The 12,554-nt window shown below is 53.6% G+C and carries 14 protein-coding genes; all 14 read left to right on the top strand.

Annotated elements, in window-relative coordinates:
* Positions 1 to 50: 50 nt before the first annotated feature.
* Positions 51 to 2,021 carry an amylo-alpha-1,6-glucosidase gene (locus B5D20_RS09505; protein WP_078666004.1) on the top strand — a complete coding sequence of 657 codons (1,971 nt, stop codon included), beginning with the start codon at positions 51 to 53 and terminating at the stop codon, positions 2,019 to 2,021.
* An 18-nt stretch (positions 2,022 to 2,039) separates the two neighbouring features.
* Positions 2,040 to 2,771, top strand: coding sequence for a phosphatase (locus B5D20_RS09500; RefSeq protein WP_078666003.1), 732 nt, complete (start codon positions 2,040 to 2,042; stop codon positions 2,769 to 2,771).
* Positions 2,762 to 3,673 carry an ROK family protein gene (locus B5D20_RS09495; RefSeq protein ID WP_078666002.1) on the top strand — a complete coding sequence of 304 codons (912 nt, stop codon included), beginning with the start codon at positions 2,762 to 2,764 and terminating at the stop codon, positions 3,671 to 3,673. The genes B5D20_RS09500 and B5D20_RS09495 overlap by 10 nt, the downstream gene beginning before the upstream one ends.
* A 108-nt stretch (positions 3,674 to 3,781) precedes the next feature.
* Entirely contained in the window at positions 3,782 to 3,943 is a 162-nt protein-coding gene (locus B5D20_RS09490; RefSeq protein ID WP_159071800.1) for an aspartyl-phosphate phosphatase Spo0E family protein, read from the top strand.
* Positions 3,944 to 4,007: 64 nt separating this feature from the next.
* Complete coding sequence (locus tag B5D20_RS09485; RefSeq protein ID WP_078666000.1) at positions 4,008 to 4,742, top strand: PHP domain-containing protein; 735 nt, start codon at positions 4,008 to 4,010, stop codon at positions 4,740 to 4,742.
* A gap of 43 nt (positions 4,743 to 4,785) precedes the next feature.
* Complete coding sequence (gene rapZ, locus B5D20_RS09480) at positions 4,786 to 5,676, top strand: RNase adapter RapZ (protein WP_078665999.1); 891 nt, start codon at positions 4,786 to 4,788, stop codon at positions 5,674 to 5,676.
* Entirely contained in the window at positions 5,676 to 6,971 is a 1,296-nt protein-coding gene (locus tag B5D20_RS09475; RefSeq protein WP_078665998.1) for a gluconeogenesis factor YvcK family protein, read from the top strand. The genes rapZ and B5D20_RS09475 overlap by 1 nt, the downstream gene beginning before the upstream one ends.
* 67 nt (positions 6,972 to 7,038) lie before the next feature.
* Entirely contained in the window at positions 7,039 to 7,554 is a 516-nt protein-coding gene (locus B5D20_RS09470; RefSeq protein ID WP_078665997.1) for a YhcN/YlaJ family sporulation lipoprotein, read from the top strand.
* 78 nt (positions 7,555 to 7,632) lie between these two features.
* A complete protein-coding gene (whiA, locus tag B5D20_RS09465; protein WP_078665996.1) occupies positions 7,633 to 8,583 on the top strand; it encodes a DNA-binding protein WhiA in 951 nt (316 codons plus the stop codon).
* Positions 8,580 to 9,590 carry an MBL fold metallo-hydrolase gene (locus B5D20_RS09460; RefSeq protein ID WP_078665995.1) on the top strand — a complete coding sequence of 337 codons (1,011 nt, stop codon included), beginning with the start codon at positions 8,580 to 8,582 and terminating at the stop codon, positions 9,588 to 9,590. Before whiA ends, B5D20_RS09460 begins: the two co-directional genes overlap by 4 nt.
* Positions 9,574 to 10,059, top strand: coding sequence for an acyltransferase (locus B5D20_RS09455; protein WP_078665994.1), 486 nt, complete (start codon positions 9,574 to 9,576; stop codon positions 10,057 to 10,059). The genes B5D20_RS09460 and B5D20_RS09455 overlap by 17 nt, the downstream gene beginning before the upstream one ends.
* 72 nt (positions 10,060 to 10,131) lie before the next feature.
* A complete protein-coding gene (locus B5D20_RS09450; protein ID WP_341429565.1) occupies positions 10,132 to 11,208 on the top strand; it encodes an RNA polymerase factor sigma-54 in 1,077 nt (358 codons plus the stop codon).
* Complete coding sequence (locus tag B5D20_RS14255; RefSeq protein ID WP_341429564.1) at positions 11,163 to 11,552, top strand: RNA polymerase factor sigma-54; 390 nt, start codon at positions 11,163 to 11,165, stop codon at positions 11,550 to 11,552. Before B5D20_RS09450 ends, B5D20_RS14255 begins: the two co-directional genes overlap by 46 nt.
* 127 nt (positions 11,553 to 11,679) lie before the next feature.
* Positions 11,680 to 12,554, top strand: an 875-nt coding sequence (locus tag B5D20_RS09445; RefSeq protein WP_078665993.1) for a sugar-binding transcriptional regulator, incomplete at its 3' end; no start/stop codon positions are given.

The raw sequence follows: 12,554 nt of genomic DNA, 5'->3' as shown, positions 1-12,554 counted from the left end.
TCAGGCTGGGCTAAACTAAGCTCAGCCTACTTTTTACAGGTGGTGATATAATGCTCCATTTTCCCAAAAGCCAGCTGGCTGATTTAGACCAGGCTCTAAATAAGGAATGGCTGGTGACCAATGGTCTGGGCGGTTTTGCGGCTTCCACTATTACAGGCTGCAATACCAGGCGCTATCATGGATTATTAATCGCTTCCCTTAATCCCCCCACCCAGCGCCTGCTGCTGTTGAGCAAGCTGGAGGAAAAGGTGATCTGGCGGGGTAAGGAGTACCTGCTTGGGGTCAATGAGACGACGGGAGGTTTTTATCCCCAGGGGCAAAACTATTTGTTGCAGTTCAGCCGGGAACCATTGCCCCGTTTCCTCTATGCCATTGAGGACCTGTTGCTGGAGAAAATCGTCTTTATGATCCATGGTCAGAATACCACTGTTGTTCGCTATCGGGTCTGGAATGGGAGCGGGGAAAAGGTAGAAATACGGATAACCCCCTTAGTCAATTGCCGGGACTATCATGGGAATGTGCGGCGCTGTCCCTGGCCCTGGCAGCGGGAAGATGGGCCGGAACAGGTCAGGTTACAGGCCTGGCCGGAGGCTCCTGCCCTTTATCTGCGCGGACAAAACTGTCGCTGGCAAGCCGGTCCGGGCTACTGGTTCGAGAATATGGTCTACCGCATAGAGCAGGAACGGGGGCTGGAATCTGTTGAAGACCACTACATGCCAGGGGAGTTTATAGCTCAGCTGGACGGAGATGGAGAATTGGCCATTCTGGCTTCAGTCGAACCGATAGCTGAAATGCCTTCCGCCCGCCTGTTACAGGTTCGGGAAGAAAAGCGGCTTGCCGCCCTCCTGGAACAGGCAGGCTATCAGCATCCAATGCTTAATGCCCTTGTGCTGGCGGCAGACCAGTTTATTGTCCGCCGGGCCAGCACCGGCACGGCCACTGTGATTGCCGGCTATCCCTGGTTTACCGACTGGGGCAGGGATACTATGATCGCCCTGCCGGGCTTGACCCTGGTCACCAGGCGCTTTGAAGTAGCCAGGGAATTGTTGCAGACATTTGCCCGCTATTTGGAGGAAGGGCTGATCCCCAATCGTTTTCCTGATGGCGGGGAACGGCCGGATTATAATACGGTGGATGCGTCTCTCTGGTATTTCCAGGCAGTTTTTAAATATCTGGAATATACTGGTGACTATTCTTTTGTTTACAAGGAAATTTACCCCGTTTTACGGGAAATTCTGGCTTGGCATCAACGAGGAACCAGGTATAATATTAAAATGGATGAGGACGGCTTGTTGACTGCCGGCAGTCGTGGCACCCAGTTAACCTGGATGGATGCCAAAGTCGGGGACTGGGTGGTAACCCCCCGGGAGGGCAAAGCGGTGGAAATCAATGCTCTCTGGTATAATGCCCTCAAGATTGCGGCGGAGCTGGCTCGCAGGCAAGGAGAAAGCGCCAGGGAGCTGGAGGAATTGGCCAGGTTAGCTGCCAGCAGTTTTAATGCGAAATTCTGGTATGCCGAGGGCGGCTATTTGTATGATGTGATTGATCCCGCAGGCAACCCTGATCCAGCCTTGCGGCCCAATCAGATCCTGGCGGTAAGTTTACCCCATCAATTGCTGGATCCTATTCGCCAGAAACTGGTGGTGCGGGCGGTTTGGCGGGCCTTGTATACCCCTTACGGGCTGCGCAGCCTGGCGGCAGATCATCCCCGGTATCAGAGTACATACATCGGTGACCGCTGGAAAAGGGATGGAGCCTATCACCAGGGAACGGCCTGGAGCTGGTTGATTGGCCCTTTTTTGACAGCGCTGCGAAAAGTGCACAACTATGATGCCAGCAGCCGGGAAATAGCTGAAAAATTGCTGGAGCCCTTCCGGGGCCATCTATTCGAAGCAGGTGTTGGTACCATTTCCGAAATTTTTGATGGTGACCATCCCCACACTCCCCGGGGTTGTTTTGCCCAGGCCTGGGGAGTAGCGGAAGTGCTGCGGGCATGGGTGGAAGAGATCATGCAGAGATAGAAAGGGGAGATCCCGGCCATGCGTTGGTTGGTGGATTTACATTGCCATAGTGTTGCCAGTGGCCATGCTTACAGCACCGTGCAGGAAATGGCCAGGGCAGCTGCTGACAAGGGGTTGAAAATGTTTGCTTTGACCGATCATGGTCCAGCCATGCCGGGGGGGCCCCATCTTTATCATTTCGGTAACCTGCGGGTATTGCCGGAAACCATTTACGGGGTGAGAGTATTAAAAGGTGTGGAGGCTAACATTATCGGGCTGGATGGGACCCTGGACCTGCCAGACCAGTATCTGGCCAAACTGGAGATTGTGCTGGCCGGTTTTCATACCTACTGTTTTCCTGCTGACCAGGGAATTGTGACCAATACTGACGCCATGCTGAAAGCTATGGCCCACCCCCTGGTGGATGTGATTGTTCATCCGGGCAATCCCGAATTTCAGATCGACCCGGAAGTGATTGTCCAGGGGGCCAAACATTACGGGAAGGCGATTGAAATCAACAACAGCTCCCTGGGCGGCAGCCGCAAAGGCAGTGCTACCAATTGTGCCGCGATTGCCCGTCTGGCGGCGGAATACGGGGTGTTGATCAGTCTGGGCAGTGACAGCCACTATGCCGACTGGGTGGGTGAACTGACCGCTGCCTGGGATTTGTGCCAGCGGCAGGGAGTAAAAGAGGAGCAAATCCTCAATCGCTCTCCGGAAACGGTGCTGGCTTATCTGGAACAAAGGAGGAGAACGGGGACATGCAAGTAATCGCAGGAATTGATCTGGGCGGGACCAACATTAAAGGCGGATTGTTTACCACCGCGGGGGAGTTGCTGGGAAAAAAGGAAATCCCCACCCAGGCGGCAGCGGGGCCGAGGGCAGTGGTAGTGCGGATTGCTGACCTGGTGCGGGAATTGGTGACAGAGTTTGGCCAGGGGCATACTCTGGCCGGGGTAGGGGTAGGCGCTCCTGGCCTGCATGACTTCGCGCAGGGAGAATGCATTTTTTCCCCGAACTTGCCGGGCTGGCGGAATGTTCCCGTGACCACCTGGTTAACAGAGTTGCTGGGTGTACCGGTCAAATTGGACAATGATGCTAATCTGGCCACTCTGGGCGAGTTCTGGCAGGGAGCTGGCCAGGGGGCAAATAACCTGCTGATGCTGACCCTGGGTACCGGTGTAGGGGGTGGCCTTATCTTGAACGGTCAGCTCTTCCGGGGCCCGGATGGCACTGCTGGCGAGCTGGGCCATATGGTGATCTGGCTGGATGGCCCTGCCTGCAATTGTGGTAATCGCGGCTGTCTGGAGACTCTGGCTTCAGCCACGGCTCTGCTGCGGCTGGGCCGGGAGGCTGGCTTGCCGGTCAAGGAGGCCCGGGAAGTGATGCAACTGGCTACGGCAGCTGACCCCAGGGCAATAGAAGTAGTGGATCGATATATTTCTTACCTGGCAGTTGGAGTAGCCAGCCTGGTCAATATCTTTAACCCAGATCTGGTTCTAATCGGCGGGGGTGTAGTTAAGGCAGGGGAGCAGCTGCTTGCTCCCCTGCGGGAAAAAGTGGCCCGCCTGGCACTGGCTGTGCCGGCGCAGAGGGTGAAAATCAAAGCTGCGACCCTGGGCAATGATGCCGGCATTTATGGGGCGGCAGCATTGTTTGGGGATAAAAGATAATTTTTCCTTGACAAATACAGGAACTACCCGTATACTTTTACTTGTGATTTTTTGTTTGTAACAACTTTCTTTTCACAGAGACAGGAATAATCAGGTGGGGTGATAACGGTGTCCAAGGAGGAACTGCTGTCAGCGATCAGCCGACAGCAACGGCAACTGGCAGAGATACTGGCCCGAAATGGTCAGAACTTTTTAGCTGCTGATGTCTATGCCCTTTCCCGTGAATTGGACAAGCTGATCGTTCAGTATCTCAGGGAATATGGTTACTAATCCGGCTGGTAGGCCGGTTATTTTTTTGTTCCGGCGGATACACTGTTTGCCGGAGGTGATTTTGATGGCTAAGTGGGCGGACTGGCACACTCATACCCGGTACAGTGATGGTCGAGGTACGGTACGGGAAAATCTGGAGGCGGCCCGACAGCGGGGGCTGGCTTCCATTGCTATCACCGATCACGGACCGGCTAATATCGGGGTTGGGGTTGAAAACGGGCAAACCTACCTGGACATAAAAAAGGAAATTGCTGACCTGGCCCCTGCTTTTCCTGAACTGGAAATCAAGGTGGGAGCAGAAGCGGATATTATCAATCCGGCAGGAACAATCGACCTGCCGGAAGAAGTAATAAAAGAGCTGGATTTGCTGATTGTCGGGCTACATCCCTATGTCTGGCCTGCTGATACTGATGGAGCGGGCTGGGTCATCGCTAACCAGCTGGCCCGTCTTTCCCGGGGATACAAGGAAAAAATCCGGACCGACAACACCAAAACGGTCAAGGAAGCACTGCATCAATACCCGGTGGATATTCTCTCTCACCCTGATCTGGGCATGCCCCTGGATCGGCGGGAAATAGCCCTTTGCTGTGCTGAACAGGGAGTTGCTTATGAAATCAATACCGGACATCATTACCAGAAGGTGGAGGATATCAGGGAACTGGTGCTTACCGGGGTTGAATTTGTCGTAAACAGTGATGCCCATTTTCCCGCCACGGTAGGGAGGCTGACCGATGGAATTGAACTGTTGCAGAAAGCCGGAGTGCCGGAGGAAAGAATCCGCAATTGCTGGCAGGAATAAGCCGGATGGAAAGCGAAGTTAGTTAGCGGAAAGGGTGAAGGGAATGAAGGATATCAGTCTGATTATCATCACCGGCCTTTCCGGGGCCGGCAAAAGTACGGCGGTGAGGGCTTTTGAAGACATGGGCTTTTTCGTGGTGGACAATTTGCCTCCGGCCCTGGTCAGCAAATTTGTGGAATTGACCCGGCAGGTCAAAGGCCAGCCTTATCGCTATGCCCTGGTAATGGATATGCGGGGCGGCCGGTTTTTTGACCAGATGCAGGAAGCCCTGGATTATCTGCAACAACAGAAAGTAGATTACCGCATTCTGTTCCTGGAGGCGGCTGATGAGGTGCTGGTCCGCCGCTTTAAGGAAACCAGAAGGCGCCATCCTCTGGCTGGCGGGGGGACAGTGCTGGATGGCATCAGGCGGGAGCGGGCCAAGCTGGAAGAACTAAGGGGCCGGGCCCATCGCATTATCGATACCTCAAGTCTGAAGCCAGCTGAACTTAAAGAAGAAATTTTCCGGGCCTTCCAGCCGGAAGAGGAAGGGGCCCGGCTCAGCATTACAGTTATGTCTTTTGGCTACAAATACGGGATCCCGCTGGATGCGGATCTGGTAATAGATGTTCGTTTCCTGCCCAATCCCTTTTATATCAAGGAGCTCAGGCCTTTAACCGGCAATGACCCGGAGGTGCAGGAATACGTTGTCTCCCGGGAAGAAACTAAAAAGTTTCTGGACAAATTTCTGGATTTAATCACTTTCCTTATTCCCGAATATATTAAAGAAGGCAAAACCAGTTTAACTATTGCCATTGGTTGTACCGGGGGCCAGCACCGCTCTGTGACCCTGACCAATCGTCTGGCCGAATTGCTGGCTGACAGGGGGGATAAATCCTATCGGGTAGAGGTGCGCCACCGGGACATTCAACGGGAAAAAGGGAGGGAAATTTAGTGAGACGCCGGAGGCCTCGCCAGTGGAAATGGTTTTTGCCCGGCATGGGAGTAAAGCGCTGGTTCTTTCTGGCTCTAATTGGAGCCGGCTTCCTGGTTCTGGGCCTGACCTTTGTGCTTAACTGGGATATGCTGGTCTGGCTGGCCAATTTTTTTACCCGCTCCCGGCAGCTGCTGGGGGGTAAAGGGATAGCAGTGGTTGGAGCTGGTTTGCTGGTAACAGGGGCAGTATTGCTGGTTTACGGCCTGCTCAGTGCTATTACCTCTGTGGTGATGGCAGTTTTACCCTACCGCTCCTGGCGGCTGGTGGATAAAGTCTGGGAAAAACGCAACTTGCGCTTAGGGCCCAATATCGTGGTCATCGGGGGCGGCACCGGGCTATCGGTGCTTTTGCGCGGATTGAAGGAATATACCAGCAATTTGACTGCGGTTGTAACCATGGCCGATGATGGGGGCAGCTCCGGGCGGCTAAGGGAACATTATGGTATGCTGCCTCCAGGGGATGTGCGCAACTGCCTGGCGGCTCTGGCTGAACCAGGCAGCCGGTTAGGAGAGCTGCTGCAGTATCGTTTTAATGAAGAAGCCGGTTTAAAAGGCCACACCATGGGTAACCTGATGTTAACGGCTATGACTCAGCTCAGTGGCAGTTTTGTCAGGGCCATCAATGAGCTGGGCTTATTGCTGGCCGTGCGGGGCAGGGTGTTACCTTCTACCACCCAGCAGGTTACTCTGGTAGCGGAAATGAGTGATGGCCGGATTGTACGGGGGGAATCCCTCATCCCCGGGGCCAAAGGGCGGATACGTCGGGTCTGGCTGGAGCCGGAAGAAGTGGAGGCTTACGGGGAGGTAATCAAGGCCATTCAGGAAGCGGATATCATCGTTTTAGGGCCGGGGAGCCTGTATACTTCCGTGTTGCCCAATCTTTTGATTAAGCCCATTGCTGAGGCGCTGGCCCAGGCCCGTTGTCCCAAGGTTTATGTATGCAATATCATGACTCAGCCTGGAGAGACTGATGATTATACCGTCAGTGACCATGTTGCCGCTATCCAAAAACATGCGGGTGATATTGTGGATGTAGTGATTGCCAACAAGACGCGGATCCCGGCGGATTTGCTGCGCAAATATGCGGCTCAGGGTCAGTACCCGGTCCGTTATGATGGGGACAGGGTTAAGAAGCTGAATGTGGTGGCCCTGGTGGAACCGGTGGCCGATTTATCCGAGGTGGTGCGTCACAATGCCGGACGGCTGGCCCGGATTATCCTGCGTTTGACCAAACAATGGACTTATCCTTATTAATCTAACGTATAGATCCCTCCCGGACGGGCAAACTAAACTTGAGTTTGTGCCGAGGGAGGTGAAATTGATGTCAAAGCGCAAAGAGATAGCTTGGTTAACTGCTGTCCTGGCCGCAACCCTGATCTGGTCCGGAGGATGTCCGGCCCGGAAACCGGCACCGCCAACGGCGCCAGCACCTACCCCGCCAGGGACTATTACTACTCCGGCGCCTACTCCCACACCGCCGCGGACAGAAGGGCCCCGTACCCAGGCGCAGGCCTGGGATGCAGCCGATGATATTGCTGATGCCGTTTCCCGGATCGACGGAGTGAACAAGGCTTCAGTAGTGGTGGTAGGCAATGTGGCCCTGATCGGTCTGGACTTGAAGGCCGGGATTGAAGGAACCAAAGTGGAAGCTATTCGCGAAAAAGCAGCGACTACTGCCAAACGGGACCCGCGGATAGTCAATGCCGTAGTGGAAACTGATCCAGATGCAGTAGGCAGGATCAAAAAAATTGCTGCCGGTGTGCGGCAGGGCCGGCCTATCAGCGAGTTTTTTGATCAAATCAGTGAATTTTTCAAACGGTTAAAACCCACTACCTAAAGGTCAGCGGCGGAATTTCCCGCCGCTTTTGCTTTTCCTGCTCTCCTGGCTGTGTTAAAATGGACTGGGGGTGGGAAAATGTCTTTTTCACTGCAAACTAAAGAAGAACTGGCCCGGCTGTTACCACCTCATGAAGGTTGCCTGAAGGCGGAGCTGGCCGCTTTAATCAAAATGGATGGTTCCCTGCAGCTCAGTGCCGGGACGGGCTGGGCCTTGTCTATACATACTGAAAGCGCCGCTATTGCCCGCAAGGTTTTTTCCTTGCTCAAGAAATTATTTGGTGTACAGGCGGATATTCTGGTCAGCAAACAGAATAGATTGAAAAAACATAACACATATATAGTAAAAGTGGCAGATAGTGATGAGGTAAAAAAAATCCTGCTCTTTGCCGGGGTACTTGATGAAAGGGGAGAGCTCTGGGATGGAATTGCTGACCCATTGCTGGCCCGGGATTGCTGTAAACGCTCTTATTTACGGGGAGCCTTTCTGGGGGGCGGTTCTGTCAATGACCCGGAACGGGACTATCACCTGGAAATTATCGTTGACAACCAGGAAGACGGGGAAGCTATCGTCAATCTCTTGCGCGATCTGGGGCTAAAAGGCAAGCTGACTGCCCGCAAAAACAATTTTGTAGTCTACCTCAAGGAGGCAGAACAGATTGCCGATTTTCTCAGCCTGATTGGAGCCAATCGAGCCCGGCTGGAACTGGAAAATGCCCGGGTCGTGAAGGAAATGCGCAATAATGTTAACCGGCTGGTCAATTGTGAAACTGCCAATCTATCCAAAACGGTGAATGCTGCAGTCCGGCAGCTGGAAAATATTCGCCTGCTGGCGGAGAGGGTGGGTTTGTCCAATTTGCCGGAGGGTTTACGGCAGGTGGCAGAAGCACGGCTTAATTATCCCGATATCAGTTTGAAGGAACTGGGGGAACTGCTGGAACCGCCTTTGAGCAAATCCGGGGTGAACCATCGCCTGCGCAAGCTGGAGCAGCTGGCCAGTCGCCTGTTACAGGGGGAGAAAGGGGAATGAAAAAAGAGGAACTGGATGCTTTTTTGCGGTACAAAACAGCGATGGCTGTAGAGGCCAGCCGCCGTTTCTATAAACTGCGGGAAGGGCGGCAGGAGAAAGAGAAGAGCTGGACCCTGACTTTTCTTGGTACCGGCGGTAACCCGGAAGCGGTAATCAGCCAGCAACCGCGGACTGCTGGATTTTTTCTGCAGCTGGGGGATTTCTATTTCATGGTGGATCCAGGACCGGGGGCGTTATATGCTGCCCTGGAACTGGGGATTGATCTGGGTCAGCTGGATGCAGTCTATATCTCCCATGGCCATGTGGACCATTATGCCGGGGCGGAAAGCATTATCGAGGGCATGTGCTGGGCCATGTCCAGCCGCCGGGGAAAACTCTTGCTGCCCCGGGATATGGTGGAGGAAAATGCCCATATCAGCACCTTTCACCGGGGGGAGGCGGCCCATAGCGGCTATCTGGGCGGCCCGGAAGTGGTGTTTTTGCAGGCCTATCAGCCCATTGCCCTGGGAGAGCTGACTCTGATTCCTGTACCGGCATATCATGGTCCGGAAAACTATGGGTTTATTCTGAAAGCCCCGGGGTTAATCCTGGGCTACACCAGTGATACCAATTTTCTCCGCAGTTATCGCACTTTCAGTGGAATCAAGGAGGTTATCCCCTGGGGGCCGGTGCTGGATTTCCAGGAAGCGATCAGCTGGCGGGAGGAACTGGTAGAGGCCTACCGGAAAGTGGATCTCCTCATTGCCAATGTTACGGCCCATAATAGCTGGTTTCACCGGCATATTACCACCCTGGGCCTGCCTTATCTGTTGCGAGAAAGCAATATAAAACAGTGCTACATTACCCATTTTAATCACTGCTGTGTCTGGCCGGAAGATTTACGACCGGCCATGGCGGCCTACGTGGAAGCGGTCAGTGGGGTGCCGACCAGTGCCGCTTATGATGGCTTGCAGGTTGATTTACAGCGATGGCTCAAGCGGGAGGGAGAAGATGAAGCGCAGAGTTGAGAGCTACCGGGTAGAGGGACCGAATAGTATGCAACACTGGACCCGAATTATTTCACCCTGGCGGGTGATGTTCAATTTTGCTATAATACAGCTGGGACGCTATTGTCCTTCTTTGCGCCTGAAAGCCTGGCTCTACCGCCATTTGCTGGGAATGCAGCTGGGGAAGAATGTTTCTCTGGGTCTGATGATGATGCCGGATATCTTTTTCCCTAACCGCATCAGCATTGGGGATAATACAGTGATCGGATATAACTGTACCATCCTGACCCATGAATATTTGGTGGAAGAATACCGGCTGGGAGAAGTAAAAATTGGCAAAAATGTCATGATTGGGGCCAACACCACTATTCTGCCGGGGGTGACTATCGGTGATGGGGCCAAAATCTCAGCCATGTCACTGGTAACCGGGGATGTGGAAGCAGGAGCGGTAGTTGGAGGTATACCTGCCAGGCCCTTGCGAATAAATTAGCAGTAAAAAGAGGATTTCCCCGGTAGAGAAGAGAAGTTATTAGTATTAGCCTGGGAAGGGAAGTAGGGAGCTATGTCAATCCGCATAGGTTATGGACTGAACCTGGAACAGAGCCAGAAATTGATAATGACTCCCGAATTGCGCCAGGCCATCACTGTCTTGCAGTTATCGGCCCTGGAACTGTCTGAGTACGTGCAACAGGAGCTACAGGAAAATCCTGTTCTGGAAATCAAGGAAGACAAGGAAGAGCTGCCGGAAACGGAAGTGGAAGCTAACGGGGGGAAGGATGATGGCCTGGATGTTGACTGGCAGGAGTATTTTGCTGACAAATCCGATCTGGGCATAGTCAGGCAGGGAGCCGAGGAAGAAAAGGAACAGGTACAGTGGGAAAATTTCCTCACTCAGGGACCGACTCTGGTGGAACACCTGCTGTTCCAGCTTAATGTCAGCCCTTTGGACCCCGGGGAGAAGGAAATCGGCGAGTTTATTATCGGTAACCTGGATGATAATGGCTATTTGACCTGCAGTACGGAGGAAATTGCCCGTAGCTTGCAGGTTCCGGTCGAAAAGGTAGAGAAAGTTTTGCGTACCATCCAGACTTTCGATCCGGCCGGAGTAGCTGCCCGCAATTTACAGGAATGTTTACTTCTGCAGGTAGAAGCTCTGGGCTGGAATGAACCCCTCTTGCCGGCTTTGATCCAGCATCATTTGACAGCTCTGGGGGAGGGGAAAGGGCCGAAAGTAGCCCGGGCCCTGGGGGTGCCGGTGGAGGAAATTCAGCGCCTCTATGACTTGATCAAACAACTGGATCCCAAACCGGGGCGGCGCTTTGGGGGCAACCAGGATGTGCGCTATGTAGTGCCAGATATTGTGGTGGAAAAAATCGATGGGGAATATATCGTGCTGGTTAATGATTATGGTGTGCCGCAACTGACCATCAATTCCACCTATCGCTCCATTCTTTTGCAGGAAAAAGATTCGGAAGCCAGAAAATATGTAGAGGCCAAACTCAATGCGGCCAGCTGGCTGATTCGAGCCATTGAACAGCGGCGTCTGACCCTGTACCGGGTGGCCAACTGTCTGGTGCAATTGCAAACTGTCTGGTGCAATTGCAAAAAGACTTTTTTGATTTCGGTTTGCGTTATTTAAAACCGCTGAACCTGAAACAGGTAGCCGAGCTGCTGGACTTACATGAATCTACCATCAGCCGGGCTACCGCCAACAAATATATCCAGACCCCCCATGGCGTATTTGAGGTAAAATATTTCTTCGCCAGCGGGCTGGAAAGCGGGGGCGGGCAGGAAGTTTCCTCCCGCAGTGTCAAATTGCTGCTGAAAGAATTGATCAGCAATGAGGATCCGAAACAGCCCCTGTCTGATCAAAAACTGGCGGAACTCTTAGGCCAGAAGGGAATCCAGATTTCCCGGCGCACCGTGGCCAAATACCGGGATGAGCTGGGCATACCGGCAGCAGCAAGGCGCAAACGCTACTAGAATTGCATAGAATATTACAACTTGGTGCATCCTATAAATGCCCCTCTTGACAAGGTGGAATTGCTTACCTTAGAATATGGATGTGGGGCAAATGCACCATCTTTTTTTCGGAAAGGCGGGACCATAATTGAATGGGCGGGACAATAACGGGCCTAACAGCCAGGAACTGGCATTACAGGAGCTGGTTCACTACGGACAGAAAGTAGTGCCTGAGCTCATACAGCAGCTGGAGAAAAGGTATACTATTCTTCGCAGCATCTATTTTGCCCAGCCGATTGGACGCCGGGTATTAGCCGCCAACCTGCGCATGGGGGAACGGATTGTACGCAATGAAACCGACTTCCTGCGCACTCAGGGTCTGGTGGAGGCCCAGCCAGGCGGGATGGTCATTACTCCCGAAGGTGAAGAGGTCATTTTCGGTCTGGAGCAATTAATCCGCTTGCTGAAAGGACTCACTTCCCTGGAAGAGGAGCTGGCCAGTCGCCTCGGTTTACATAAAGTGATTGTAGTGTCCGGGGATCTGGACCAGGACCGCCAGGTTCTGAAGGAAATGGGTCGGGCCGGGGCCAACTTCTTGCAGGAAATTATCCACAAGGATAAAATTGAAACCATTGCTGTTACCGGCGGCACGTCCACTTTGAGTGTGGTGGAAAGCCTGCCAGAAATCAGTCCGGGGCGTTCCATTCTAGTGGTGCCGGCCCGGGGTGGTTTCGGAACAGAAATGCGCACTCAGGCCAACGCCATTGCTGCCTTACTGGCAGGCAAACTGGGCGGGGAGTATCGCCTGTTCCACGTTCCTGACGCTCTGTCGCCCCAGGCGCGCCTGGCCCTGCTGGAAGAGCCCCACATTCAGGAGATGTTGCGGCTGATGACCCAGGCTCAGCTGGTGATTCACGGGATCGGCGATGCGGTGGAAATGGCCAAACGCCGTCATATGCCCCAGGTGGAAATCAGCTGGCTGATACGCCATGGAGCCGTGGGAGAGGCCCTTGGCTCTTATGT

The organism is Carboxydocella sporoproducens DSM 16521 (assembly GCF_900167165.1).
In the GTDB taxonomy this organism is placed as follows: Bacteria; Bacillota.
The sequence above is the reverse complement of the archived record's forward strand: the minus strand, read 5'-3'. Positions and strand labels throughout refer to the sequence as shown.

What these genes read in the sequence shown, in the direction of transcription:
- B5D20_RS09505 (WP_078666004.1), top strand. Translation starts at nt 51, where the DNA reads ATGCTCCATTTTCCCAAAAGCCAGCTGGCTGATTTAGACCAGGCTCTA.
- B5D20_RS09495 (WP_078666002.1), top strand. Translation starts at nt 2,762, where the DNA reads ATGCAAGTAATCGCAGGAATTGATCTGGGCGGGACCAACATTAAAGGC.
- B5D20_RS09470 (WP_078665997.1), top strand. Translation starts at nt 7,039, where the DNA reads ATGTCAAAGCGCAAAGAGATAGCTTGGTTAACTGCTGTCCTGGCCGCA.
- B5D20_RS09485 (WP_078666000.1), top strand. Translation starts at nt 4,008, where the DNA reads ATGGCTAAGTGGGCGGACTGGCACACTCATACCCGGTACAGTGATGGT.
- B5D20_RS09450 (WP_341429565.1), top strand. Translation starts at nt 10,132, where the DNA reads ATGTCAATCCGCATAGGTTATGGACTGAACCTGGAACAGAGCCAGAAA.
- B5D20_RS09455 (WP_078665994.1), top strand. Translation starts at nt 9,574, where the DNA reads ATGAAGCGCAGAGTTGAGAGCTACCGGGTAGAGGGACCGAATAGTATG.
- rapZ (WP_078665999.1), top strand. Translation starts at nt 4,786, where the DNA reads ATGAAGGATATCAGTCTGATTATCATCACCGGCCTTTCCGGGGCCGGC.
- whiA (WP_078665996.1), top strand. Translation starts at nt 7,633, where the DNA reads ATGTCTTTTTCACTGCAAACTAAAGAAGAACTGGCCCGGCTGTTACCA.
- B5D20_RS09500 (WP_078666003.1), top strand. Translation starts at nt 2,040, where the DNA reads ATGCGTTGGTTGGTGGATTTACATTGCCATAGTGTTGCCAGTGGCCAT.
- B5D20_RS09460 (WP_078665995.1), top strand. Translation starts at nt 8,580, where the DNA reads ATGAAAAAAGAGGAACTGGATGCTTTTTTGCGGTACAAAACAGCGATG.